This is a genomic window from Pantoea coffeiphila, from assembly GCF_016909495.1.
Lineage (GTDB): Bacteria > Pseudomonadota > Gammaproteobacteria > Enterobacterales > Enterobacteriaceae > Erwinia > Erwinia coffeiphila.
In genome coordinates this window covers 316,747-342,866 of sequence record NZ_JAFBFW010000006.1, presented here as the reverse complement: position 1 = coordinate 342,866, position 26,120 = coordinate 316,747, and the positions used below count along the sequence as shown (strand labels likewise).

22 protein-coding genes are annotated in these 26,120 nt (G+C 61.2%); 11 read left to right on the top strand and 11 right to left on the bottom strand.

What is annotated here, in order from left to right:
- Positions 1–3: 3 nt before the first annotated feature.
- Both JOE09_RS20345 and JOE09_RS20340 read left to right on the top strand, forming a co-directional pair.
- Complete coding sequence (locus tag JOE09_RS20345) at positions 4–876, top strand: ABC transporter permease (protein ID WP_205067044.1); 873 nt, start codon at positions 4–6, stop codon at positions 874–876.
- Entirely contained in the window at positions 876–2,588 is a 1,713-nt protein-coding gene (locus JOE09_RS20340) for an ABC transporter ATP-binding protein (RefSeq protein WP_205067043.1), read from the top strand. The genes JOE09_RS20345 and JOE09_RS20340 overlap by 1 nt, the downstream gene beginning before the upstream one ends.
- Here the strand turns inward: JOE09_RS20340 and JOE09_RS20335 are convergent.
- Together JOE09_RS20335 and JOE09_RS20330 are read right to left on the bottom strand one after the other, a co-directional pair.
- Positions 2,585–3,850: a type II toxin-antitoxin system HipA family toxin gene (locus tag JOE09_RS20335; protein ID WP_205067042.1), complete on the bottom strand. Its 1,266-nt coding sequence runs from the start codon at positions 3,848–3,850 to the stop codon at positions 2,585–2,587. The genes JOE09_RS20340 and JOE09_RS20335 overlap by 4 nt on opposite strands.
- Positions 3,847–4,182 carry a helix-turn-helix domain-containing protein gene (locus JOE09_RS20330; protein ID WP_205067041.1) on the bottom strand — a complete coding sequence of 112 codons (336 nt, stop codon included), beginning with the start codon at positions 4,180–4,182 and terminating at the stop codon, positions 3,847–3,849. Before JOE09_RS20330 ends, JOE09_RS20335 begins: the two co-directional genes overlap by 4 nt.
- 329 nt (positions 4,183–4,511) lie before the next feature.
- Here JOE09_RS20330 and JOE09_RS20325 point away from each other — a divergent pair, with 329 nt between their 5' ends.
- The 7 genes from JOE09_RS20325 to JOE09_RS20295 all read left to right on the top strand — a co-directional run bounded on the left by JOE09_RS20325 (position 4,512) and on the right by JOE09_RS20295 (position 14,138).
- Complete coding sequence (locus JOE09_RS20325) at positions 4,512–6,569, top strand: hydantoinase/oxoprolinase family protein (RefSeq protein WP_205067040.1); 2,058 nt, start codon at positions 4,512–4,514, stop codon at positions 6,567–6,569.
- The gene (locus JOE09_RS20320; RefSeq protein WP_205067039.1) at positions 6,566–8,587 is read left to right on the top strand and encodes a hydantoinase B/oxoprolinase family protein; all 2,022 of its coding nucleotides are present in this window, start codon (positions 6,566–6,568) and stop codon (positions 8,585–8,587) included. The genes JOE09_RS20325 and JOE09_RS20320 overlap by 4 nt, the downstream gene beginning before the upstream one ends.
- Complete coding sequence (locus tag JOE09_RS20315; protein WP_105591776.1) at positions 8,580–9,656, top strand: ABC transporter substrate-binding protein; 1,077 nt, start codon at positions 8,580–8,582, stop codon at positions 9,654–9,656. Before JOE09_RS20320 ends, JOE09_RS20315 begins: the two co-directional genes overlap by 8 nt.
- Complete coding sequence (locus tag JOE09_RS20310) at positions 9,653–10,747, top strand: polyamine ABC transporter ATP-binding protein (RefSeq protein ID WP_205067038.1); 1,095 nt, start codon at positions 9,653–9,655, stop codon at positions 10,745–10,747. Before JOE09_RS20315 ends, JOE09_RS20310 begins: the two co-directional genes overlap by 4 nt.
- Positions 10,731–11,594 carry an ABC transporter permease gene (locus JOE09_RS20305; RefSeq protein WP_205067037.1) on the top strand — a complete coding sequence of 288 codons (864 nt, stop codon included), beginning with the start codon at positions 10,731–10,733 and terminating at the stop codon, positions 11,592–11,594. The genes JOE09_RS20310 and JOE09_RS20305 overlap by 17 nt, the downstream gene beginning before the upstream one ends.
- Positions 11,587–12,405, top strand: a complete 819-nt coding sequence (locus JOE09_RS20300) for an ABC transporter permease (RefSeq protein WP_105591778.1) — start codon at positions 11,587–11,589, stop codon at positions 12,403–12,405. Before JOE09_RS20305 ends, JOE09_RS20300 begins: the two co-directional genes overlap by 8 nt.
- Before the next feature lie 122 nt (positions 12,406–12,527).
- Positions 12,528–14,138, top strand: coding sequence for a dipeptide ABC transporter ATP-binding protein (locus JOE09_RS20295; protein ID WP_205067036.1), 1,611 nt, complete (start codon positions 12,528–12,530; stop codon positions 14,136–14,138).
- Here JOE09_RS20295 and JOE09_RS20290 read toward each other — a convergent pair.
- From JOE09_RS20290 to JOE09_RS20260, 7 genes are read right to left on the bottom strand one after another with little or no spacing between them, the layout of a single operon-like run.
- Positions 14,121–14,939, bottom strand: a complete 819-nt coding sequence (locus tag JOE09_RS20290; RefSeq protein ID WP_205067035.1) for a sulfurtransferase — start codon at positions 14,937–14,939, stop codon at positions 14,121–14,123. The genes JOE09_RS20295 and JOE09_RS20290 overlap by 18 nt on opposite strands.
- Complete coding sequence (locus JOE09_RS20285; RefSeq protein ID WP_205067034.1) at positions 14,936–15,913, bottom strand: ornithine cyclodeaminase; 978 nt, start codon at positions 15,911–15,913, stop codon at positions 14,936–14,938. Before JOE09_RS20285 ends, JOE09_RS20290 begins: the two co-directional genes overlap by 4 nt.
- Complete coding sequence (locus tag JOE09_RS20280; protein WP_105591782.1) at positions 15,913–16,911, bottom strand: 1-aminocyclopropane-1-carboxylate deaminase/D-cysteine desulfhydrase; 999 nt, start codon at positions 16,909–16,911, stop codon at positions 15,913–15,915. Before JOE09_RS20280 ends, JOE09_RS20285 begins: the two co-directional genes overlap by 1 nt.
- Positions 16,908–18,314, bottom strand: a complete 1,407-nt coding sequence (locus tag JOE09_RS20275) for a M20/M25/M40 family metallo-hydrolase (protein WP_205067033.1) — start codon at positions 18,312–18,314, stop codon at positions 16,908–16,910. Before JOE09_RS20275 ends, JOE09_RS20280 begins: the two co-directional genes overlap by 4 nt.
- Positions 18,311–19,225 (bottom strand): ABC transporter permease, encoded by a 915-nt coding sequence (locus JOE09_RS20270; protein ID WP_205067032.1) that lies wholly within the window; start codon positions 19,223–19,225, stop codon positions 18,311–18,313. Before JOE09_RS20270 ends, JOE09_RS20275 begins: the two co-directional genes overlap by 4 nt.
- A 1-nt stretch (position 19,226) precedes the next feature.
- Positions 19,227–20,087: an ABC transporter permease gene (locus JOE09_RS20265; RefSeq protein ID WP_105591785.1), complete on the bottom strand. Its 861-nt coding sequence runs from the start codon at positions 20,085–20,087 to the stop codon at positions 19,227–19,229.
- Positions 20,084–21,577 carry an ABC transporter substrate-binding protein gene (locus JOE09_RS20260; protein WP_205067031.1) on the bottom strand — a complete coding sequence of 498 codons (1,494 nt, stop codon included), beginning with the start codon at positions 21,575–21,577 and terminating at the stop codon, positions 20,084–20,086. Before JOE09_RS20260 ends, JOE09_RS20265 begins: the two co-directional genes overlap by 4 nt.
- A 164-nt stretch (positions 21,578–21,741) precedes the next feature.
- Here JOE09_RS20260 and JOE09_RS20255 point away from each other — a divergent pair, with 164 nt between their 5' ends.
- Positions 21,742–22,407: a GntR family transcriptional regulator gene (locus tag JOE09_RS20255; RefSeq protein ID WP_105591787.1), complete on the top strand. Its 666-nt coding sequence runs from the start codon at positions 21,742–21,744 to the stop codon at positions 22,405–22,407.
- 104 nt (positions 22,408–22,511) lie between these two features.
- Here JOE09_RS20255 and JOE09_RS20250 read toward each other — a convergent pair whose 3' ends face one another.
- Positions 22,512–23,417: a LysR family transcriptional regulator gene (locus tag JOE09_RS20250; protein WP_205067147.1), complete on the bottom strand. Its 906-nt coding sequence runs from the start codon at positions 23,415–23,417 to the stop codon at positions 22,512–22,514.
- Between the two features lie 166 nt (positions 23,418–23,583).
- Here JOE09_RS20250 and JOE09_RS20245 point away from each other — a divergent pair, with 166 nt between their 5' ends.
- A complete protein-coding gene (locus tag JOE09_RS20245) occupies positions 23,584–24,597 on the top strand; it encodes a zinc-dependent alcohol dehydrogenase family protein (protein ID WP_205067030.1) in 1,014 nt (337 codons plus the stop codon).
- A gap of 122 nt (positions 24,598–24,719) precedes the next feature.
- Here JOE09_RS20245 and JOE09_RS20240 read toward each other — a convergent pair whose 3' ends face one another.
- Entirely contained in the window at positions 24,720–25,565 is an 846-nt protein-coding gene (locus tag JOE09_RS20240) for a sugar phosphate isomerase/epimerase family protein (RefSeq protein WP_105591794.1), read from the bottom strand.
- Between the last annotated feature and the right edge of the window lie 555 nt (positions 25,566–26,120).

Here is a 26,120-nt window from a genome sequence, read left to right as displayed (position 1 = left end):
TCTATGGCCACTCTGTCCGTTGTATCTGTTCATTCCCCGGTTAACCGCCGCGCCCTGCGCCAGTTTATGCGCAACCCGGCGGGCCTCGCCGGGTTAATTATCCTGCTGCTGACCGTCGCGATGGCCGTTATCGCCCCCTGGTTGTTCCCCGGCGATCCGCTGGATATGGTCGCCTCACCGCTGCTGGCACCGTTTACCGACCCGGCCTGGCCGCTGGGAACCGATGCGATGGGGCGCGATCTGGCCGCCGGTATTTTTCACGGCGCGCGCGTCTCTCTGCTGATTGGGCTGGGGGCCACGCTGATCGGGCTGCTGCTCGGTACGCTGGTCGGCAGCCTGAGCGGCTATTTCGGCGGCAGCGTTGACTATCTCCTGATGCGCATCACCACGCTGTTTCAGACCATGCCCGCCTTTCTGCTGGTGATTATCATTCTGGCTATCTCTACGCCGACAGTGACCTTAATCACCCTCAGTATTGGTGCCACCACCTGGCCGACCATCGCGCGACTGGTGCGGGCTGAATTCCGTACCCTGCGCGGGTCTGACTTTGTGCTGGCCGCCCGCTGCCAGGGCTTTTCCTCTGCGCACATCATCTTTCGCGAGATGTTGCCCAATGCGCTCCCGGCTATCGTGGTGACGTCATCGGTGATGGTGGCGTCCGCCATCCTGATGGAGGCCGCACTGTCTTTCCTCGGCCTGGGCGATCCTAACGTCGTGAGCTGGGGTTTCCTGATCGGCAGCGGCAGGGAAATGCTCCGCACCGCATGGTATCTGACCGCCGAGCCGGGTGTTGCGCTGGTGATAACGCTGCTGGGGCTGAATCTGCTGGGCGATGCGCTGAATGACGCCTTTAATCCAAGACTGAGTGACCAATAATGCAACCGCTTCTCTCCGTGGAAAACCTGCACATTCGTTTCGGCAGTCATGCCGCGGTTAACAACGTGAATTTCAGCCTGGTACAGGGTGAAATGCTCGCGCTGGTCGGTGAATCCGGCAGCGGGAAATCCGCGACCGCGCTGGCAATTATGGGGCTGCTGTCAGACCAGGCAAAGGTCAGCGGGCGCATTGAATTTGCCGGAAGCGATGTGCTGAAACTGCCGCCGTCCGCCCTGCGAAAACTGCGCGGTGATGCGCTGTCGATGATTTTCCAGGAGCCGATGACCTCACTGAATCCGGTGTACAGCGTCGGGGCACAAATCGCAGAAACCCTGCGCATTCATCAGCGTCTGTCGCACAGACAGGCCCGCGCCCGCGCCATCGAACTGCTGGCGCTGGTGAATATTCCCGATCCTGCCCGGCGGGTGGATGATTTTCCGCATCAGCTTTCCGGCGGCCAGCGGCAGCGGGTGATGATTGCGATGGCCGTTGCCTGTGAACCCCGACTGCTGATCGCCGATGAGCCGACAACCGCACTCGACGTCACGGTTCAGGCCAGCATTATGTCGCTGCTGGACCGGCTGCGCCGGGAACTTTCGCTGAGCGTGCTGATGATCACCCACGATCTGGGGCTGGTTTCCCGCTGGGCCGATAGCGTCGCCGTGATGCACAACGGCAGGATTGTCGAGCAGGGGGCCGCCGAGGCGATACTGCACCAGCCGGGCCATGATTATACGCGTGGCCTGATGGCCGCGTCGCTGATGGGCGAGCACGATTTGCACTATCGCCAGCGCCTGCTCACCGAAATTCGCCACGACGGTGCCGATCGCTTTCATCTCCATCAGCCCGCTACGCTGTCGTTTCCTGAGGCGGCCAGCCAGCGGGAAACGCAGCCGCTGCTGTCGGTCAACCAGCTCAATGTGAGCTACAGCCGGGGCCGCACGCGCATCCCCGCCCTGAAAGACATCAGCTTTGATTTACACGCCGGTGAAACGCTGGGCCTGGTCGGCGAATCGGGCTGCGGGAAATCAACCCTGTCGCGAAGTATCTTGCGCCTGCTGCGCCCGGACAGCGGTAAGATTCTGCTGGACGGCACGGATCTTACTCCTTTGCCGGAATCCGGGCTGAAAAGCCTGCGCAGCAGCGTGCAGATGATTTTTCAGGACCCGTATGCGTCGTTAAATCCACGGCAAACCATTTTCACTATTCTGGATTCCGTACTGCATCTGCACGATCCCGCTCCGGCATCACAGCGATTACAGCGCATTCACACCATGCTGGACCGGGTGGGCCTGCCGAGGCAGTCGCTGCATCGCTACGCTCATGAGTTCTCCGGCGGTCAGCGCCAGCGTATTGGCATTGCCCGTGCGCTGATTGTTAAACCCCGGCTGGTGATCTGCGATGAGGCGGTTTCTGCACTGGATGTCTCGGTGCAGGCGCAGATCCTTAATCTGCTGCTGGAGATGAAGCAGGAACTGGGTCTGAGCTATCTGTTTATCTCCCACAATCTGGCCGTGGTGCGCTATATGTCAGACCGGATTATGGTGATGAATCAGGGGGAAATCATTGAAGCAGGGGATGCGGCCGATGTCTGGCACCGGCCACAGCACGCCTGGACCCGCCAGCTTCTGTCGGCGGTTGGCGGGGCGGAAGCACGTCAGCCGCCGTTGCCCGCAGCGGCGGAACCGTCATTCGCCTTCTCGCCGGGTTAAAGCGCGTGGATGCTGGCCTGAATCTTCGCGTTCACCTCGTTAAGCACCGCCGCCGGAATCGCATCGCCCAGCGCTTTTGCCGTAGCGACAAAGGCGGTGGCAACGTCGCAGACTTCTTCGATAATCACATTCATCGTCTTTTCGCTGATATCGGCCGATTTCGCCGCCGTCATCAGCGCCCTGCGGCTGATGTTTTTCCCGTGTCCGGCAACGGAAGATTGATGCTGGCCGCCCGGTCCGCTCTGGAAGGTGATGTCGTAGGCGGGCGAAAGCCGCCATTCCTCGTTCTGATTCAGACTGAAGGCAAAGTTTTTGGCGTGATCGTCCTGATTATTCATGATCACGTTAAACACCATGCGGCGTGCCTGCGCTTCCCGCTCGGTAGCCGAACGGGTAATCATCGCCGTGGCCTGCAAAATATCGCTGTAGTCCAGGCAGGGCAGGCGGAAATCGGCCTGCAATGCACCCGCCATGCTGAGGGTCGGCACCCGCATGCCCTGCTGGCGATCGAAACGCTTCACGCCGAAGGCCGACAGTCCGTCGCCCAGCGCAAACCAGCGGCTTTCGGGGAATTCAATACCGGCTTTTCTCGCCAGCCGGGCATAGACTTCTTCCAGCGGGCAGACCCAGGCGGCTTCCTGCGCCGCCGGGAATTTGATCAGCCAGGGATCGCTGCCGGCAAACGGCGACGAATGGATTTTTCCACTGGCGGGTTCGAAATCCAGCAGCACCTTGGGGCGTGCACCGTGCGGGGAGCCGCCCAGCCGCACCAGCTCCGGCAGCACGTCAGAATCCAGTCCGGCAACTTCCACTTCGATTTCACGCGCCAGCAGCATCAAATCGTTAATCGTGTGCTGCTCCGCTGCCTGCCCCGGAACCTCCATCACCGGCCGGTAAGTGAGCGCACCCATGGTGTTACTGCCCAGCATCGCCAGCCTGTCCAGCGGAGAGAGTGCCGCAGGCTCAATGGCATTGCGCCGCAGGAGCCGGTCCATTAACAACCGACCCCAGCCGTCGGGCAGCGAGTCAGCAATAAAACCGGGGATACCTTCCTGATGACGTTCAAAATCGGCGTAGGTGGTGCTGACCGGCGGATGGAGCAGCGGCGAAAACTCAATGCCGCGATCGATGCTTTGGGCGGAATATTCAAACAGCCATTCGCCGCGCTGGCGACCTTCGGCCAGCGTACCCAACACCCAGTGTTCTCCCCAGCCTTGGTAGATCACGTCCAGCCGCCGGAGCGGGGCGTAGTTATTTTTCATGATTTCCCCTCGTTTCTGCCTGCAGGCCGCGCCCTGCGTTTAGCCGCACGCTGCCGCGTGGGCGCTTTCAGCGCTTCGACCTGCGCAATGCTCATCGCCGGGAGTTGAAACAGGCCGGTCATCTCTCTCTCCAGCCGCAGCGCGAACACCACCTTCATAAAGTTTTCCAGCGTCACTTTACCGTCGCTTTCCAGCTTTTTCAGCGCTGAGACTGAAATCCCCGCCTTTTCGGCCAGCTCTTTTTGCAGCAGGTTGCGGCGTAAACGATGTTCGCGCAGGCGTTGCCCCAGCTGGGCAATCAGCGCCGATTCGGAATAGAGTTTAAGAGACACAATAAACGCTCCTGATAGTTAAAATCACCGACAAGGGGTGTTTTAAACTCTTTTATTTCAATGAATGATTTTAACCGCAAGTCTATCACAAGAGTTGTTTTAACGCCTTTAAAAGCGATAAATCCACTATAAAAGCTTAAATTAAGCCTCTTAAATCTATTGTGAGTGATATGTCATCTCAGTAGCCATTAAGTGAAGAATCCACCTCATGCGTTTTTCGGCAAAGCTAAGTCATTTTTGTTAGTCGTGATATCCGGCAAATCAAGGGATATTAAGGGGTTACAGACCGTACCGATTATCTCAGTGACTTGTAATGCAGGAGAAGTAAGGTGGATAACAGCCCCGCAGCCGGCGCAACCGTCGGCGTGGACGTCGGCGGAACCTTTACCGACTTTGTTCTATTTGACCCGCAGCGCCAGCAGCGTTTTTACCATAAACAACCCAGTACGCCCGCCGATCCTGCCCTGGCCGTCAGTGAAGGGCTACAGGCGATCCTGCAAAAAAGCCATTTACCGGCCAGCGCGCTGTCGCTGGTACTGCACGGCACCACGCTGGGGCTGAATGCCATTATCCAGCGTCGCGGGGCGGATATTGCCCTGGCGATCACCGAGGGCTTTCGCGATGTGCTGGAGATTGCCCGCGCCCGTATGCCGTCCTCGTTCGATTTTCACGCCGATCGCGAAGCGCCGTTTTTACCGCGCCGTCGCGTGGTGGAGATCCCGGTGCGTTTCAGCCCAGAGGGTGAGGTGACGCAGTGGCCCACCGAGGCCGCGCTGGCACAGGCTGCCGAAGAACTGGCCGCGTTAAACGTCAGCGCGGTGGCGCTGGTGACCATCAATGGCTATGCCAACCCGGCGCGGGAAGCGGAACTGGCGGCAGCACTGGCCGCCAGGCTCGGCAATGTGCCGGTACTCTCTTCCGCGCAGCTGTGGCCGGAAATTCGCGAATATGAACGTACGCTGGTGGCCGGGCTTAACGCCTATATCCAGCCGCTGATGCAGCGCTACTTTACCCGCCTTAACACATTGCTGACCGGGCAGGGGATTGAGGTTCCATTATTGATCACCGCCTCTAACGGCGGCGTGCTGCCGCTGGATGCCGCTCAGCAGCGCCCGGTGGATACGCTGCTCTCCGGTCCGGCCTCCGGGGTCACGGCGGCATCGCGGCTTGCCGCGGGCCGCGGCTTCGTTTCCTTCGATATGGGCGGCACCAGCAGCGATATTTCGCTGTCGGCAGAAGGGGAAATCGAGCGGGTAAACCGCACCGAAATCGGCGGCCTGCCGCTGATCCTGCCGGTGGTTGGCGTATCGGCCATCGGCGCAGGCGGTGGCTCGCTTGTGCAGGTGGATGGATACGGCATCCTGAAAGTCGGGCCGGAAAGCGCCGGAGCCGATCCCGGACCGGTTGCCTACCGGCGCGGCGGCACGCAGCCGACGCTGACCGACTGCTACCTGGTCAGCGGCATCCTGTCTGCTGAAAACCGCCTGGCGGGGAGTATTGAACTGGACCGTGAAGCCGCCACGCGCGCGCTTCAGCAAACAGGCGAAACGCTGGGGATGGAAGCCGCCGAGGTGGCACGCGGTGCGATTGCAGTGGCGACGGCCCAGATGGCCACCGAGCTGAACAAGGCGCTGGCGCAGCGCGGTCTTGCCTCCGATGAGCTGACGCTGATCCCGTTTGGCGGCGCAGGCCCGACGCACGCCAACTTCTTCGCCGCCGAAGCCGGGCTGCAACGTATTCTGGTGCCGCTGCGACCTGGAACGTTCTGCGCCGACGGCGCTATCGGCGCAGATATCCGGCGAGATTTTGTCCGCAGCCTGCGGATAACGCTCACGGCGGGCAGCTGGAGCAAAATCGCCGCCACGCTTGAAGAACTGCATCAGCTGGCCGAAGGCTGGTTTACTCAGCAGGCCAGCCGCCTCAGCCGCCGGGTTGATTACGGCGTGGAAGCGGATATGCGCTATGTCGGGCAGGCCTACGAGCTTAGCGTGAGCCTCGGTTCTCCGCAGGACGTCACGCTGGAACAGCTCAGGGCCAGATTCCAGCAGCTGCACCAGCAGCGCTACGGCTTTATTACCCCGGAAGCCGCCGTTGAGCTGACGACGCTGCGCCTGTATCTGAATGCGGCGCTACCGCAGCCGGAGGACAAACCGTTCGATGCGCAAACGGCCCACGTTGCCCCGGCGAGTCGGCCGATTTTCCTGACCGACGGCTGGACCGAGGCCGCGATCTGGCAGCGTGAGAATCTGCGCACCGACACTGCGATTCACGGCCCGGCGATCATCGAACAGGATGACACGACCACGGTGATTTTACCGGGCTGGACGGCGCGTCCCGATGCCCACGGCAATCTGTTGATCGTCCGTATTCCGGGAGGCACGGCATGAAGCTTGATGCGATTACGCTTGAAATTCTCAACCAGAAACTCACCGCGCTGACGGAAGAGATGTGCCATATTCTGCAACGTACCGGCCGCACGCTGTACGTGAAAGAAACCGCCGACTTCTGCTGCGCGGTAGCGGATTTGCAGGGGCGTTTTTTTGCCTATCCCAAGGGCATTGGGGTGTCCGGCTTCGTCGGGCTGAATGCCCTGACGGCGATTTCCGCCGTCGGTGAAGTGGCTCCGGGCGATGTGATCCTGACCAACGATCCGTGGCGCTCACGGGGGCTGGCTACCCATCTTCCCGACCTGCAGCTGCTGGCCCCGTGGTTTATTGACGGTGAGCTGGTAGCCTGGGGCTGGGCATTCCTGCACGCCTCAGACGTTGGCGGGCGCGTGCCGAGCAGCATCTCCCCCACCAATAGCGATATCTACCAGGAAGGATTGCAGATCCCACCGGTGAAGCTGCTGCGCGCCGGGGAACTGAATCGCGATGTGATGGCGATCCTCACCGCCAACAGCCGCACCCCGGAGGCGATTAGCGGCGATATTCAGGCGATGCTGGCGGCGCTGAATGCGGGCCGCGAGCGTCTGAGCCGGATTGCCTCACAGCACGGTGTTCCGGCGGTGCGCCAGGCACAGCAGGATTTGCAGGCTTACTCGGCGGTGCGTGCGCGACAGGTGCTGAAACGCATTCCCGACGGCGTTTATCAGTTTGAAGACTATCTGGATGATGCCGCAGGCAGCGGCCTGCCGGTACGGCTGGCGATAACCGCCACCTTCACTGACGGCCAGGTCCACCTGGATTTTACCGGCAGCGATGCGCAGGTGGCGGCCGCCATCAATATTCCCAGCCACGGCGATCCCCACGCGTGGCTGACGCTACGGATACTTGCGCTGGTGTGCACGCTGGATAAAACGGTGCCGCTGAATGCGGGCCTGCTGGCTCCGGTTACGCTGTATGCGCCACCGGGCTCGCTGGTCAATCCGCACTATCCGGCCGCGGTGGGCGTGCGCCATGCGGCGGCGGTAAGAGTAAACGACTTGCTGAACGGACTGCTGGGCCAGCCGCTGCCCGACGTGATGCCTGCCGCCAGCGGCGGAACCATTATCCCGCTGGTGATTGCCGAGTCGGCGCGTCACGGCCGGGAACAGAATGTGCAGGTGATTGAGCCGCTGGTCGGCGGCGGCGGTGGGCGGGCAGGGCGCGACGGCATCGATGGCCGCGATAACAGCATCTCCAACCTGGTGAACAACCCGGTCGAGATGGTTGAGGCGGAAACCCAAATCGAAATTCGCCAGTACGCACTGCGGCCCGGTTCCGCAGGCGCGGGTCAGTGGCGCGGCGGTATGGGCCAGCAGATCCGTGTACGGATTTTACAGGATGACAGCACCCTGCTGGCGCGCGGCCTGGAGCGTATGCTGTTCCAGCCGTGGGGCGTGCAGGGCGGTCAGTCCGGTGCGCCCACCACGCTGACCTTCAATCCTGACAGCCCCGAGGCGAAAAAACTCGGCAAAATCGATCTGCTCAGCGTCAACCGTGGCGATGAAGTGCTGCTGCAAACCCCGGGCGGCGGCGGCTGGGGCGATCCCTGGCTGCGCGATCCCCTTGCGGTGCAGCGGGATGTGGATAACCAGTTGCTGACCGCCGAACAGGCGCTGCGGCACTACGGCGTGGCGATCGGCGCACAGGGCGTTGATGACGCCGCCACGGCAGCCGCCCGCAGCCAGCCGCGCCAATCCGATAATGCAACGTCTGACGCGAGGGCCAACTGGCTGAGCGTGTTTGACAGTGCCGCACTGACCCGGCTGAACCGGCTGCTGTATCCGCTCAGCCCGGCCGAACGGCAGCGCCATAAGCAGGCGGTCTTTGCCGCTGCGCTGGGCAGCCTGCCGGAGAATTTCCCCCGTTCTGTTTCTGCCGATCCTACCCCTGCGCGGCGTGCATTCGCTGACGCGCTGGAAAGGCTGGCGGAGCAGCTTGCCGTTTCAGAGACATCAATACCAGGAGACAATCATGCCTAATATTCATAATAAAAAACGTCTGCTCGCCGCGCTGGTGGGCATCTTTATCGGCCACGCCGCCGTTGCGGCCGAGGCCAGCAATTCGGTGGTCGTGGGCGTTTACGGCGGAGACTGGGAAAAAAACATCCGCGCCTCCGGCCTTGAGCAGTTTGCCAAAGATAATCACCTGAAGCTCACCATCGTACCGGGCGCGGACGCGGAATGGTTTGCCAAACTGCGTGCCGCCAAGGGGCGCCGCGCACCGTATGACGTGGTGGTGTTCCAGCCCGATACCGTCCAGCGCGCGCAGGCTGCGGGACTGTTGCAGCCGCTGGATGCCAAAGATATCCCGAACCTGAACAATCTGTATAAAACCGTGCAGTCGCGTTTTGTTTACGATAATCAGACCTATGCCGCCGCGTTCAGCCTCGGTCAGCTGGGCCTGGCCTACCGCACCGATCTGGTGAAAAACCCGCCGAAAAGCTGGCTGGATCTGTGGAACCCGGAATATAAAGGCCACGTTGCGATCTCCTCACCGACCTATGCGGCCGGGCTGCAGTTCTTTGCCGGTCTGGTTCATGCGCTCGGCGGCGAGCTGAACCAGCCTGCGGCGGTGGACAAGGCGTTCAGCAAACTGCAGGAGCTGCGCGGCAATGCCGTGGCGTTCCCGGACAGCCCGGGTGCGATTCAGACGCTGCTGGAGCGCGGCGATGCGTGGGTGGTGCCGTACTGGGACGGTCGGGTCTTTGCGCTGAAGCAGCAGGGGATGAAGATTGATTTTGTCTATCCGTCGGACGGTCCGGTGGTGGGTGCGGCAAACTGGGTGATCCCGAAAGGCGCACCGAACCTTGCCAACGCCTACAAGCTGGTGAATGCCATGTCCGCCCCCGAGGTGCAGAAAGCGTTCTCGGATAAGTCACTGTACGGCATGACCAACAAAGACGTGCAGTACAGCGACAGCCTCAAGAGCCAGGTGAAGGTGGGTGAAGAGGCCTACAGCAAGTTGATCTGGATCGACTATAGCACGGCCACCCCGCAGCTGGCCGACTGGACCCGTCGCTGGAGCCAGGCGCTGGGCGGTAACCAGTGAGTTCTGTCGTCATCGACGGCGTCGCGCGGCAGTTCGACAACCACCGCGCGCTGAATGACGTCAGCCTGACCATCGCGCAGGGGGAGTTTTTCTCCCTGCTCGGGCCGAGCGGCTGCGGTAAAACCACCCTGCTTAACATCATCGCCGGTTTTCTCGCCCCGAATCAGGGACGGGTTTTACTGGGCGGCAGGGAGGTGACCGCGCTGCCGCCCTACCAGCGCAATATCGGTATGGTGTTTCAGAACTACGCGCTGTTCCCGCATCTGAGCGTGGGGGACAACGTGGCGTTTGGTCTGAAGGTGCGTAAGGTTTCCCGCAGCGAGCAGGAGAAACGCGTGACCGAGGCGCTGCGACTGGTCCGGCTGGAAGGGCTGGCGCAGCGTATGCCGCATCAGCTTTCCGGCGGGCAGCAGCAGCGTGTCGCGATTGCCCGCGCGCTGGCGATTGAACCCCAGGTGCTACTGCTGGATGAACCGCTGTCCAACCTGGATGCGCGGCTGCGTAAGGAGATGCAGGACGAGCTGCGGGCGATCCAGCAGCGCGTTGGTATCACCACTATCCTGGTCACCCACGATCAGGAAGAAGCGCTGACGCTCTCGGATCGTATCGGCATCCTCGGCCACGGCGAGCTGCAGCAGGTCGGCACCCCGGCGGCGCTGTATCGCCAGCCCGCCAATCGCTTTGTGGCGGAGTTTATCGGCCAGGCCAATCTCTTTCCCGTCGCGGCACAGGGTGAGGAGTACGCCGCGCGCGAGCACTTTGTCGCCGACGGCGTGCCGCTGCGGCTGCGGGCGGCCACGGCGGTGAATGCGGATCTGCTGGTGGTTCGCCCCGAGCGCGTGCAGTACAGCGCTGAACCCGGTATCGCCGCAGTGAATGCCTGTGCCGCCGTGGTCAGAGAGGTCAGCTTTGCGGGCGCAACGCTGCGGCTGGCGTGCGATCTGCCGGGCGGGGGAGAAATCCGCGTACAGCCTGCCGAGTCACACTTCGCCCGGCTGCCCGCGCCGGGTGACCGCTGCTGGCTGCACTGGCAGGCCGGGGATGTGATTGTTCTGCCGCAGCAGGCGCGGGGTGATGATGCGCACGCGTAACCTGTTTCCCTGGCTGATGCTGATGCCCTGCCTGCTGTTTCTGCTGCTGTTTTTACTGGTGCCGCTGCTGCTGCTGTTCGACCAGAGCCTGACCGATGTCGACAGCCTGCTCAATCCGCTGCCGGGGTTCAGCCTGGCGCAGTACGTGACGATCTTCCACGATCCCCAGTACCTGCACGCGCTCTGGACCACGCTGTGGGTGTCGCTGCTGACGGCGGCCATCACGGTGCTGCTTGCCTGGCCCGCCGCCTGGCTGCTGGTCAACGCCCGTCAACGTCACTGGCGCACGCTGCTGTACGTGGTGCTGATTTCACCGCTGCTGACCAGCGTGGTGATCCGCACCTTTGCGTGGATTGTGCTGCTGGCGCAGAACGGCCTGATTAACGGCTTTTTGCTGTTTACCGGGCTGATCCCGCAGCCGCTCAGCCTGCTGTGGAATATGAATGCGGTGGTGATCGCCTACGTGCAGGTCATGCTGCCGTTTGCCGTGCTGCCGCTGATCACCTCGCTGAATGAGATTGCCCCCGCGCTGCGTCTGGCGGCGATGAGCCTGGGTGCCACGCCGGGGATGACCTTTCGCCGGGTGATCCTGCCGCTGACGCTGCCGGGAATGCTGACCGGTTTTATCATCGTCTTCTCGCTGGCCGCAGGCAGCTATATTACCCCGCTGCTGATTGGCGGACGCCTGCAGCCGCTGCTACCCATTGCGATTTATCAGCAGGCGATGCAGATTGCCAATCTGCCGCTGGCGGCGGCGCTGTCGTTGACGCTGCTGGTGATGACGCTGGCGGTGGCGGCCGTGGCCGGTATTTTCCTGAAACGCTGGGAGAAAAAAAATCATGGCTGATGCCTTACACCGTCTGTCGCTGCGGCTGAGCCGCCTGGCCGTCACCCTTGCCGGTATTATTGTTTACCTGTTTCTGGCGCTGCCGGTCGTGGTGATCGTGCTGTCGGCGTTCAGCCCGGAGCCTTACCCGCAGTTTCCGCCGCAGGGGCTGTCGCTGCGCTGGTTTGAAGCGCTGTTGCAGGACCCGGCCTGGACTGAGTCACTGTGGGTCAGCCTGCTGCTGCTGGCGATTGTCACGCCGCTAACGGTGGTGCTGGGCACCTTTGCCGCCTGGTCGCTGGCGCGGCTTAATTTCCGCTACCGCGAGGCGCTACAGGCATTTATTCTGTCGCCGCTGATGATCCCGCAGGTGGTACTGGGCATCGCGCTGCTGTACGTGCTGACCGCCGCCGGGATCGCCGGAACGCTCAGCGGGCTGGCGATCGGCCATGCGGTGGTAGCGTTGCCCTATGTGGTGCGCACCGTCAGCGTCAGCCTGGCGGCGATGGATAAACGCCTCGAGTCGGTGGCGATGAGCCTGGGAGCCGGGCGCTGGTATACCTTCCGCACGGTGACGCTGCCGCTGATTAAACCGGGAATTTTAGCCGGTGCGGTCTTTGCCGCCGTAACCTCGTTTGGCGAGGTGTCGGTCAGCCTGTTTATGACCGCTCCCGGCACGATTACCGTCCCGGTGCAGGTCTTTAACTATGTCGACCAGACTTTCGATCCCACGGTAAACGCCATTTCGGTCATCTTTATCGTCATTGCCATCCTGCTTTTGATGGTGATTGAGAAAACCATTGGCCTGGTAAAACTGAATCAATCGGGTTAAAAGTAAAACGTCTGGCCCGTAGGGCTTATTCCATTTGGGCCAGAATGAAAACCTATTGTTCTTGAGGCGCTATAACACAGAATATATCATGTATTCTTTAAGCCTGAAGAGAGCCCGTTCCGATGACGCATTCCCGCCTGCTGTCCGTTGAAAATCTGTCGCTGGAAACTGCCGAAGGCCGTTTGCTGGTCGATAACGTCTCGTTTCATCTCGACCAGCGGGAGATCCTGGCGCTGGTGGGGGAGTCCGGTTCCGGTAAAACGCTGACGTCGCTGGCGGTGATGGACCTGCTGCCTGCGGGCGTGCAGAGGGCGGCGGGCGACCTGACCTTTGCAGGCCAGCGGCTGGAATCCGGCAACGTGCAATCGCTGCGCGGCTGCCGTATAGCGACGGTATTTCAGGAACCCATGTCGAGCATGAATCCCACACTGCGCATCGGCGAGCAGATTGCCGAAGTGCTGGTGCGTCACCGCCAGATGAGCTGGAAGCAGGCGCAGCAGGAGGCGATTGCCCTGCTGGATCGCGTGGGCATCGTCAACCCCTCTCTGCGTGCGCGGCAGTATATCCACCAGCTTTCCGGCGGTATGCGCCAGCGGGTGATGATTGCCAGTGCGATAAGCGGCCAGCCGCAGTTGCTGATCGCCGATGAACCGACCACCGCGCTGGACGTGACCATCCAGGCACAGATTCTCAGCCTGATGCAGGATCTGCAGCGGGAAATGGGCATGGGTATTCTGCTTATCACCCACGATCTGTCGGTGGTCGCCCGTTATGCGGATCGCGTCTGCGTGATGCAGCAGGGGCAACTGGTGGAGCAGGGGGAAACGGTCGCCACGCTCGGCAACCCGGTTCATCCCTATACCCGCAAACTAGTAGACGCCTCGGTGGCGCAGCTGCCGTCGCAGGCCGCCGTCAAAACGCAGCCGCTGCTTGAGTTGAGCGCCATCTGCAAAAGCTATCCGCTGCCGCGCCCGCTACCGTTCTGGCCCGCTAAGCGGCAGACCGTGCTGCACCCGCTGGATCTCAGGATTGCGCAGGGTGAAATTGTCGGGGTGATCGGTGAATCCGGCTCCGGTAAAACCACGCTGGGCAGCGCGGCGATTGGGCTGATTGAGGCCGATAACGGCGAAATCCGCTTCCAGGGCGAGGCACTGCGCGGGCGGCAGCGCAAAGTGCTGCGCCGCCACTGTCAGATCATCTTCCAGGACCCTTACTCCAGCCTGAATCCCAAAATCACCGTCGGCGATCAAATTGCCGAACCGCTGCGGGTCTGGCAGCTGCGAAAAGGCGAAGCGGCCGTGCAGGCCCGGGTCAAAGAGCTGTTAACGCTGGTGGGATTGCAGGAGCAGCATGCCGGTCGACTACCGGGAGCGTTCTCCGGCGGGCAGCGCCAGCGTATCGTCATTGCCCGCGCGCTGGCGATGGAACCGAAGCTGCTGGTGGCTGATGAAGCGGTCGCCGCGCTGGATTTATCGGTGCGCGGCCAGATCCTGGCGCTGTTTAATGAACTGCGCCACAAGCTGGGTTTATCCGTATTGTTTATCAGCCACGATCTCAGCGCGGTACGTCAGCTGTGCGACCGCATTGTGGTGATGTATCACGGTAAAGTGGTGGAAGAAGGGGCGACCGAACGGGTTATCAGCCAGCCGCAGGACCCGTATACCCTGCAACTGCTGGCCGCAGCGCCCGATGTCCATCAGGCGCTGGCACAGCGCTCAGCTGCCGCGCAGTAGCGGCAGTTCAGGATGTTCGGCCCACTCGTGCCACGAGCCGACGTACACTGAAACATCGCTAAAGCCCGCCCGTTTCAGTGCGGCCAGCACCGTTGCCGCACGGGCACCGCGATGGCAGTAAACCTGCAGTTTTGCCTCTTCACACAGTCCGGCATTCAGGGCACGCTGGCGGATATCTTCCGGCTCCAGGAAATGACCACCGGACACCACATCCTCCCAGAACAGCAGTGCGGAATGCGGAATGCGCCCGGCGCGCGGGCAGCAGTCGTGGGCAAAGCTGCCCTCGAACTCGCTGGGGCGGCGGGCATCAACGTTAATTACCGCCACGCCATCGGCCTCCTGCACCTGCTGACGGGTACAGACCAGATCCCGCTGCCAGCGCGTGGCTTCTGCGGCGGGCTGATGCGCGATCGTCCGGCTTAATCCCTGCCCGGCAGCGGTGGCAAACCCGGCTTCGCGCCAGGCCTCAATGCCGCCGTCAAGGATCAGCGCATCCTCATGGCCGAGAAGCCAGGCAAACCAGGCACCGCGCGGTGAACGCATGCCGACCTGATTCTCAAAAAAGACCGGCGTGGCGCCGGGATAGCTCGCCAGCAGCGGCTCGAGTGCGGTGGCGGCCTCAGCGGCCATCACCGCCAGGCCCGCTTCGGTGCTGTCGGCAATAAAATAGTCATAAACGTTACAGTGTAGCGCGCCGGGCAGCGTGGCCTGCTGCCATTCGGCGGCATCGCGCACGTCTATCAGCAGAAAGTGCTCGCCGCGCGACTGGCGCAGGTGCAGCGCCTGAGCTGAGATAATCATTGAAGTGCTCCCGTAAACAGCGACTGCCGTTGCCCGACCCCGTCACGTTCCGCGGCCTGCAACACGCGGGCGGCAAGGGCGATATCAAACACGTTGAGGCCAAATGAAGAGAAGTAGACGCTGTCATCCGCTGCGGCACGCCAGCCGTCCAGCAGCAGCGCGGCCAGATCGGCGGCCACCTCCTGCGGCTGAAACAGCCCGGCGCGGTACATCTGGAACAGGCTCTTGGCACTGCGTTCGGCAAAATCGCCCCACGCATCTACCACCACCCGATCGCTGGCGCGAATGGCGTCAAAGCTGACCTCGTGGTAGCCCACCTGAATCACAATTCGCCCCGGGCGGACGGCGGTCTCGGTTAACATCGGCTGGTCCGCACTGGTGCAGGTAATCACCGCGTCATACGGCTGTGCCAGCGCCTGCTGAAGATCGGTTTCCACCGTCAGATCGGCGGCGGGCAGAATTTTTCCGGGGGTGCGGTTCCAGACGCCAATCTGCGCCAGGCCCGGGAACAGCTGCCTGAGCATCTGCAGATGGGCCTGCGCATGGAGACCGCTGCCGAGCAGCAGCACCCGCTTCACCGGCTGCGGCGCGGCGTGCTGTAGCGCTACGGCGGTAACGGCGGCGGTACGCGCGGCGGTTAACGCGCCGCTGGCTAACAGGCCGCGCGGCACGCCGTTCTGCGCATCGTTAATCAGCGTTACGGCCAGCGCGGCGGGCAGGGCATCCGGACGCAGGGGCCGGTGCGCCGTCCATTTCACTCCGGCCGCATTGAAACGGCCTCCGACGCGGGCGGGCAGCGCATAGGCTTTGCCCAGCGGCGTGGCGAGGTCGACGGCGTTCTCGGCGGGCATGTGCGCCTCGCCGAGCCGCATCAGCTTCACCACCTCGCGGACATCCTCCAGCGCCAGCGCCACGTCCGCGCCGCCCAGCCGGGCGACGTCAGCGTCATTAAGGACGCGCAGCAGGCCGTCCATTACTGCTCCAGCAGGCGGTCGGCAAACGGATAAAGCGCCGGGGAACCGCCGCAGTGAATAAAGGTAACGCGCGATCCCTGCGGGATCTTGCCCTGCTCAACCAGCGAGAACAGACCGTGCATTGCCTTGCCGGTATACACCGGATCTAACAGCACGCCTTCCGACTGCGCGAGTTTGTAGATCGCCTCAATACCGCCATCCGACGGCACGCCGTAGGCCTGGCCGACATAGCCATCCTCAATCCAGATATCTTCCGGCTGCCACTGCTGCGGCCACTGCAGAAGATCGGCGCAGTCCTGTGCCATCCCGGCAATGCGCGGCTGGAACCAGTCGGCTTTCGCGCTGACGCTGATGCCCACCACCCGGCTGTCGGGCCAGTAGCGTCGCGTGCCGACATGCAGCCCGGCCAGCGTACCGCCGGAACCGGTCGGCGCGACGATAAAGTCCGGGGCAGCGGTTCCACCTGGCTCAAGCTGTGCGGCGATCTCTTCCACCGCACGCACGTAGCCCAGCGCACCCAGCGGCGTCGCGCCGCCGAGCGGGATAATCAGCGGGGTTTCGCCGTTGGCAACCGCCTTATCGGCGTGTGCCTGCATCGCCCCTTCGATCTGGGTGAAATAGCCGTCCGGGTCAAGAAACTGCACTTCGGCCCCGAACAGCTTGTCCAGCAGCAGGTTACCCTGCCAGCTGGATGGCGGGTTGCCACGTAGCACCAGCACCGGACGCATACCGAACTTACGAGCGGCAGCGGCCACCATACGGGCATGGTTTGACTGATGCCCGCCGGTGGTGATCACCACATTGACCCCGGAACGGCGGGCTTCGGCCATCAGGTACTCCAGCTTGCGGACCTTATTGCCCCCGCCGCCGAAGCCGCTGTAGTCATCGCGTTTGATGCTCAGCGTAATCCCCAGCGCCTCGCTGAGCCGGGGTAGCGGCTCAAGCGGGGTGGGGAAGAAGCCGAGCGGAACGCGTTCGAACTCTTCAACTGATTTCATGGTTTTTTACCTGTTTTAATAGTCTTTGGTGTTTCCCTGGTGTGGCGCGCGACCCGGCCAGAGGCCGGATCATTGAATCCTGTGAGCCAGAGGCTCAGCGACTGCTGGAAGCGTTCAAGTCCTTCCAGCGTGACAAACTCATTAACGGCGTGGGCGTTACCGCCGTGGCCCAGCCCGCCGATCAGAAAGGCCGGGGCAACCGCCGCGAAGGCGTAGGCGGGCGCACAGCCCGGTGCCCACGGCCAGATTTGCGGCGCGGCGTCCAGCGCCTGATAGCTGGCGATCAGCGCATCAACGCCGCTGGCAGTGCGGGGGAAGCGAATGCCGGGATAGCTGTCGAACAGTTCAAGTTCACTCCCGGCCAGATCCGGCTGCGTCAGACGCTGGCGGGCGCGTTCGATCATCGCGTCCTGGTCAAATCCCGGCGGGATGCGGAACGCCAGCTCCGCGCTGGCACGATACGGGATCACCCCACGGCCGCCGGGCGGATTGCTGTGCAGTTCGGCCAGCGTCAGCACGGCGCTGCCGAGCAGCGTTTGCAGGCAGCTCAGCGTGTCGCCTTTAATCATCAGCCGCTGGCTGCGGCGAAAACGCAATTCATCTTCAAGGCTGAACGATTTGGCCAGCTCGGCCAGTAGCAGGTTGGCTTCTTCGTCCGGCATCAGGCGGCCCAGCACGCCGCTTTCGGCGGCCGGAGCAATGGCGTTCAGCGCATTGACCAGCTGCCACGCGGGGCTGGCAATCCATCCGGCGTTGCTGGCGTGAATGGCGGAAGACGGCCCGCCCCATTCGCCGCCGGTGACGCTCAGGCGACCGGTGGCCAGCCCGGTAAATCCGAGGTAAACGCGCGGTGCACCACCACCGTATTCGCACAGTGACGGAAACAGCACCGCCTCAGCAGGTGCAATCGGGCAGGGCTGCTGTGCCAGATAGCGGCGCAGGGTGCCGCTGCCCACTTCCTCTTCGCCTTCCAGCAGAATTTCAATATTGAAGTCCAGCCGCTGCTGCTGCTGAAGCTCGCAGAGCAGGATCAGCATGGCGGCCACCGGACCTTTATTGTTTTCGGCACCGCGCCCGACAAATACCCGCCCCAGTTCAGGCCAGTCGCAAAGACCGCCAACAAACGGGGAGACGTCCCAGCCGCTCTCGTCAGCGGGCATCACGTCGTACATGTTGTAGAGCACCACGGTGCGCTCAAAGCCGTTATCAATTCGCACGTGCACCAGCGGCGGCGTGTCGTGGGACTGTGTGGCCACCGGCAGCACCACGGCAGCATCCAGCCGCTCGACCATCCACTGCTCAAGCCAGGCAGCCAGTCCGCGCTGGGCGTCCTTCTCACCCGCTACGCTGCGCCAGCGGGTCAGTTCACTCAGCAGTTCTAACGTGGCATCGAGGCGGCTCACAGGCGTATCCTCGGGTTAAGTGCCAGATACAGCAGATCGATCAGCAGATTAATCACCACAAACACCAGCGCGGCCAGCAGCACGATGGCCTGCACCAGCGGGAAGTCGCGGTTTTGTATCGCCTGAATCGCCAGGCGACCAATACCCGGCCAGGCAAAGATGATTTCCGTCACCAGCGCGCCGCCGAGCAGCGAGGCAAAATACATCCCCTGTACGGTAATCACCGGGATCAGTGCATTGCGCAGGCCGTGACGTACAACAATGCGCCAGGCGCTCAGCCCTTTGGCGCGGGCGGTGCGAATATAGTCCGTTTGCAGCACATCCAGCAGGCTGGCGCGCGAAAGACGCGCAACCGCACTCATGTAAAACGCGCCGAGGCTGATCGCCGGCATCACCAGCGCGGCAAAGGTGCCGTAGCCGCTGGAGGGCAGCCACTGTAATTGCAGGCTGAACAGCAGGATCATCAACAGGCCTAGCCAGAATACCGGGATGGCCTGGCCGCTGAATGCCACCAGACGGCACAGCAGATCCAGCCAGCTGTGCGGGTGCAGGGCGCTGACGATACCCAGCAGCAGCCCGAGCACGGAGCTCCAGGCCAGCGCGCTGACCGCCAGCAAAGCGGTGGCCGGAAGCCGTTCGCCAATCAGCGCCAGCACCGGCTGGCTGTAGCGCAGCGACTCGCCAAAATCACCGTGCAGCACGCCGTTAAGGTAATGGCCGTACTGCCACAGCAGCGGACGATCGAAGCCCATGCTGTGGCGAAACGTATCAATTTCCTGCTGGCTGGAGCCGGGCGGCATCATCAGCGCAGCGGGATCGCCGGTAATATGCAGGCTGAAGAAAATCAGCAGCGAGACGCCAAACATCACCAGCAGCGACTGGCCGACGCGGTTGAGCAGCAGGTTCAGCATCTTAATCCAGCCTCGTGTGCGTGCGGCGCAGCAGGGCATCGCCCAGCAGATTGCAGCCGATTACCAAGGCGGCAATCACCAGCCCCGGATAGAGCACCAGCCACTGCGACAACAGCATGTAAGAGCGCCCTTCGCCAATCAGATTGCCCAGCGTCGGCGTCGGCGGCTGAATGCCCATGCCGAGAAAACCGACCGAGGCTTCCAGCACGATCAGGCGTGGGATATCCAGCGTCAGCAGGACGATCAGCGGAGTAAACAGATTAGGCAGAATGTGGCGGAACAGGATGCGCAGGGTCGAGAAGTCCATCGCCCGCACCGCCTGAATATATTCCAGTTCGCGGATTTCCAGCGTTTTGGCACGGGCCACGCGGGCATAAATCGCCCAGCTGGTGCAGCCCATAATCACAATAATATTGGTCAGCGACGCCCCCATCAGGGCAATCACCAACAGAATGAGCAGAATAAACGGAATGGCCAGCTGGATATCGATCAGCCGCATCAGCAGCGCATCCACCCAGCCGCCAAGATAGCCCGCAATCATCCCCAGCGTGGTGCCGATGACCGCGCCGATCAGCGCCGCCAGTACCACCACCAGCAGCGACAGCCGCGTACCGGAAAGTATGCGCGACAGCAGATCGCGGCCCAGCTGGTCGGTACCCAGCCAGTGGGTGCCCTGCGCGCCGGGGCTACCCGGCGGCAGGAAGATTTCCAGCAGATTATTACTTAGCGCATCGGGCAGGGGCAGCCACGGCGACAGCAGTGCTGCGGCGATAACCGCGATCAGCAGGGTCGCGCCAATTACGGCATCACCATAGATCAGTCGCCTCGGGCGACGGCGCAGCACGGCGGTCGGTGCGATCATTTCAGCCTCAGGTCATACAGTGGGATGCGGGCATCCACGCGGCCTTTAAACACCAGCGAATCGCTGTGAGCGTAAAGGGTATCTTCCCGATACAGCGGCAGCAGAGGCTGCTGTTCGGCGACGCGCTGCTGGATCTGCTCCAGCACTTTTTTACGCGCTGCGGGATCAACAATCTGACGGCTCTGGTCCAGCAGTTTGTCGAGTTCGGCATCATGCACGGTGGAGTACGGCTCGCCGCTGCGCAGGATCGGGAACAGCGCGGCGTCGGCATCCAGCGTCTGGGTTGAACCCCAGGCCAGCATATAAACCGGAGCCTGTTTCTGCGCCGCGACCTGCTGGGTGTAGACCGACCATTCCGGCACTTCCAGCTGGGCTTTCACGCCGATAGCCGCCAGATCCTGCACGATGGCCTGCGCCACATCGGCACTGGCGATATAGCGGCGCGGTGCCTGGAAGCGCAGGGTGAAACCGTTCGGGTAACCGGCTTCCACCAGCAGGGACTTCGCTTTCGCCACGTCCTGCACGGTAGCCGGAACCGGCAGATAGCCAAAGTCATTGGCTCCGGCGGTCGTCCCGGTCGGTGTGCCAAATCCGTGCAGCAGCTGCTGGGTATAGGCCTGGCGGTTCAGCGCCAGCGACAGTGCCTGGCGAACGCGCACGTCGTTAAGCGGTTTTTCCTCATCTTTCAGGCCCAGATAGATGGTCAGGCCGCCGCCTTTCACCTGCTCCAGCTGCACGTTCGGGCGGTTTTTCAGCGCCGGAACCAGGTCGGCAGGCACGTTCTCAATCAGCTGAACTTCGCCGGTCAGCAACGCGGTCAGGCGCGCGGTGGCTTCAGGGATTGGACGCCAGGTGACCTGATCGATAGCCGGCTTACCGCGCCAGTAGGCGTCATTGGCGACCATCACCACTTTTTCATCCGGGATAAAGCTTTCCAGCTTGTAGGCTCCGCTGCCAACGGGCTTGCGGGCAAACTCGCTGGCACCCACTTTTTTCACGTAGGCAGGCGGGACGATATACGCCGGATAGCGGCTCATCCGCGTTGGCAGCAGCGGGTCCGGGCCGTTGGTGATGATGCGAACCTGATTGTCACCGACCGTCTCAACGGATTTAATCGTGCGGATGTAGGAGATGGTCGGCGCGTGGTTTGCCGGGTCGAGGATACGGTCGATGGAGAATTTTACCGCTTCGGCATTCACCGGCTCGCCGTCGGTAAACTTCACGCCCGGGCGCAGGGTAAACAGCCAGGTGGTGGCGTCCACCGCTTTCCATTCGGTAGCCAGGCCCGGCTGTAGCGACATATCGTCACCGCGGCGCACCAGAGTATCGAAAATATTATCCACGAGGGTGGCGGATTCTTTCAGAAAGCCGGGGTCCATTGCCGTGGCGGAGGCCGCCTGGCCAATGGTGATCTCCGCCGCCTGTACACCGGCAGGCAGCAGAGCAATAAGCAATGCGGTAGTGGCAAACTTCACTGCAGGTAGTCTCATAACGTTTTCCCAAATTGCCATCGGCAAGGTAGTGAAAAGAGTGAATACTGTGAGGACAATGCTGTGTTTTTGTAATACATGATATATCCTATAGTCAGGCTGAATAGCAATAAAACATTAAAATTAAATAACCATTTGCGATATCCGGGAAAGGACTAAAAAGCATGATTGAGATGGAAAAAGCGCAGCGACTGAGTCTCACCGCGCAGGTGGAATCCACGCTGCGCAGCGCGCTGATTGTGGGGAAACTCAAGCCGGGTGCCAGGCTGGTGACCCGCGATCTGGCGGCACAGCTGGGTACCAGCATCACGCCGGTCCGTGAGGCTCTGCTGCGTCTGGTTTCTGCGGGCGCGCTGGATGCCACGCCCGCGGCGGCGTTTCTGGTGCCGGAAATCACGCTGCAACGCTATCAGGAGATCACGCTGATCCGTAAGCAGCTTGAAGGTTTAGCGGTGAGGTCTGCCGCGACGGCCGTGACGAAAAAACAGCTGACGGCGCTAAAAAAACTTTGTGCGCGCTTTATGCAGGCCAAGCTGAGCGGTGACGTTGAGATGGCGCTGGAAGCCAACCGTGCATTTCGTTTTACGCTTTACAGCTATGCGAAGATGCCGACGCTGGAAGCGATCATCGAGCAGCTGTGGGTACAGATTGGCCCGTGCTTCAACTATCTCTACCCGCAGTCAACGGAGATGGCACAGGGGCACCACAACTACGACCATTTGCTGGAAGCCTTAACGGCGGGCGATGCCGATGCCTGCGAGAAGCTGATTCTGAAAGCGATCGATGACGGCGCGGAAATCCTCACCGATCACTATTTCAAAAAAGCCTAGCGGCTCGTATTTCTGGAAAACTGCCATAAAAACCAGGGCGCGCCGATAAACGCGGTGAGCAGCCCGGCGGAAACCGGCCATCAATGCGATGGCGGAGTGCGCGGTTAACGCGGGTACTGGCGGGCGAACATCGCGCTAAACCAGTCGATAAAGACGCGAACCTTCGGGGATAAATAGCGGCGATCGGGATAAAGAACCGAGACGGGCTTGGCAACGGTGGAGTACTCCGCCAGCACCTCGGTCAGCCTTCCGGCCTGAATATGCGGTTCCAGCGCGGCGCGTAATGCGTGCAGCATCCCCAGGCCGGACAGCCCGCAGGACAGCAGCACATCGGAATTGTTAACCAGCATGCTGCTGGCCGGGCGTCGTGAAGCTGTTTCTCCGTTGACCGTGAACTTCCACTCCATGATTTCCCGGCTGTGCTCGCTGAAAAAATTTACCGCTTTATGCCGGGCAAGATCGTCGGGCGTCTGCGGTGTTCCGTACTTTTCCAGATACGACGGTGCGGCACAGGTCGCCATCGCTACGCTGCCAACGTGGCGCGAGACCAGGCTGGAGTCTTTCAGTTCGCCCAGCCGGATAACGCAGTCGATACCTTCCGCAATAAAATCCGTCAGGCGATCGGATGCCGTCAGCACAATTTCAATCTGTGGGTACAGCGCCTGGAACTCGTCCAGCGTGGGAACGAGGATAGCGTGGGTCAGCGCCAGTGGCGCATCAATCCGCAGACGGCCGCGCGGCGGTTTATCCGTCGACACCGAGGCCATCATCTCGCTGACGTCGGCCAGCAGCCCTTTAGCACGCTGATAAATTTCCTCACCCTCTGCCGTCATGCTCAGGCTGCGCGTGGTGCGATGCAGCAGCTTTACCCCCAGATCGTCTTCCAGCTGCTGTACTGATTTACTCACCGCCGGGCGGTGCAGTTGCAGGGCATCCGCAGCTCGGGTGAAGCTACGCAGTTCAACAACCTGAACATAAATCGCCATCAGTTCCAGCATGTTAGCGCGCATCATTTCTCCACTGAAATCGTTCACCCACCGGGTATCAATACAGCGAAGTATACCCTGGCGGATTGTTTCCCCTGCAATAACAGTGAAGTGCTTTTCCACGGCTTTTTCCCGCCGCGCGCAGTTTTTATGATGGCCGCCACTTAACTCATACCGTGGAGACGCAGAAATGAAAGCATGGTTACTGAAAGATTTTGGCCTTGAGAATTTACAGCTCGCCGAGGTGGAAACCCCAACGCCGGGTCCGGGCGAACTGCTGGTGAAGGTGGGGGCGGTATCCCTTAATTTCCGGGATAAGGCAATCGTGGACGGATTCTATGAACCACACCGGGTTCCTAAACCGCTGATCCCGGTGTCCGACGCCTCGGGAACCGTCGTGGCAGTCGGTGAGGGCGTGAGCCGCTTCACCGTCGGCGAACGGGTTAATTCACACCTCTATTCGCGCTGGCTGGACGGTGAACCCGCGGCGGATGAGCCGGACTGGTGCCTCGGGATGCCGCTGCCGGGCGGCCTGGCCGAGTATATGATTATTCATCAGGACAGCGCGGTGAAAGCCCCTGACACGATGAGCGATGAGGAAGCCTCAACGCTGCCGATTGCCGCACTGACCGCATGGTATTCGCTGATGGATATCGGCAACCTGCAACCGGGCCAGACGGTGCTGGTACAGGGAACCGGCGGCGTCTCCGTCTTTGCGGCGCAGATAGCCCATGCGTATGGCGCACGCGTTATCGCCACCTCAAGTAGTGATGCCAATCTGGATCGGATTAAACAGCTGGGTGCCGATGAGGGGATCAACTATAAAACCACGCCGGACTGGCATAACGCCGTGCTGGCGCTGACCGCCGGTAAAGGGGTTGATATCACTATCGACGTCGCCGGGGGGAACGGGATTAACCAGTCGGTGGCCGCCACGAAGGTTGCCGGAACCATCGCGCAGGTCGGCTTTCTGACCGGGCAGACATCGCAGCTGGACCTGATGCCGGTGATTTTCCGCCAGACCACGATCCGGGGTATCGCGGTAGCGCCGCGTTCATCGTTTGACCGCATGAATCCGTTCCTCACCGAGCACAACATCAAGCCGGTGATTGAGCAGGTCTACGACTTCCGCGATGCGGTGAAGGCGTTTGAACACCTGTCACGCGGTGCGTTTGGCAAGATCGTTATCCGCATCGCCGACTGACGGGTTGGGCTCGCGGGCTGGGCATCAGCCCGCGAGCCGTCTGATTCCCAAAAATCGAGGCTGTGGTGCAGCTCCGGGTTCCTACGGCGAACGGCACCCTTTCCGGTGCCGCTCTGCTGCGGTTATTTCGGCAGGCTTTCCAGCGCGGCGCGCAGATTTTTCAGCGAGGTGGTGATGATGCTCCAGGCATCCTTCGGTTTATCGTGTTCGATAATAAACCACTTCACGCCGCTGGCCTTCGCGGCGGGCAGAATCGTTTTCCAGTCCAGCAGGCCTTCGCCCAGCGGGGCAAAGTTCATTTCGTCATCGCGGATGCCGATCGAGGCATTATCCTTGGCGTGAATAGCAAACACGCGGCCCGGATACTCTTTCAGAATACGTGCGGGGTCCTGGCCGCCGCGCGATACCCACGCCGCGTCCATTTCCAGCTTCAGGTTAGCGGGCTGCGAGTGCTTAAAGATGATGTCCAGCGCGGTGACGCCGTCGTACTTCTTCATTTCAAAATTATGGTTGTGGTAGCCCAGCTGGATGCCGTCCTTGTGCAGCTTCGCGCCCAGTTTATCCAGCCGCTGCGCGTAATCGATCCAGCCCTGGGTGCTGTCCGGGCGATCCTGCGGTTCAATCCACGGCACCACGATGGTGCTGTTGCCTACCGCCTTGTTAAAGGCCACGGTTTGCTGATAGTCCTGCTCCAGCGCCTTCAGCTGGACGTGTGAAGAGGTGACCGTCAGCTGGTTTTTCTCCAGCAGCGCCTTCAGCTGTGCGGCATTCAGATCGTGCGTGCCGACCAGCTCCACGTGCTTAAAGCCCGCCTTGTGCGCCATCGCGAATTGCTCGGCTGGCGTGCCGACATTGCGCAGCGTATACATTTGCAGCGCGATTTCATCATCCACCTGCGCCGCTGAAACAAAGCCCGACGCCGTGCCCAGAGCCGCCAAAAGCCCCACCGTTGCCATCAAATTTTTCATCAATTTTCATCCTGTTATTAATAAGTAATCGATTACAAACTACGATCAAAAGTAATCGATTACAAAATGCAGAAGTGATTTCTGTGATCGGGGTCATTATGCCGGGGAAGGGAATGGACGGTACAGGAACCAAACCTGGGACTGACCGATCTGGTGACATAGCCCAGCGCGAACATGAGCATTCCGGATTGATCGTTTAACAATGTAGTGCCCAGGATTGGTCGGATTAATCACTTGCAGGTCGAAACCAGAAACTGCTGCATCAATTGATATTCCACTTAAGGGATGAGCTACCCGTATTGATTATTTATCTGCGTGATGGTGAATCGTTAAAACCTTTTCACCCGGTACGTTTTCGGTCATTACCATTAAGTCTATTTATTATTGAAGTGAGACCGCCAGCCGGATCAGAACCCGTTTCAGTAAAATTATCTGGCAGGGCAACGCGGGCATACTATACAATCGCGGGCGTGTTCTGATGGTTGAATCGATCAGCGCATTCCTCACTTAAGCCACAGAATTTAAAAGATATAAATCACACCCCAAAGGCAAGGC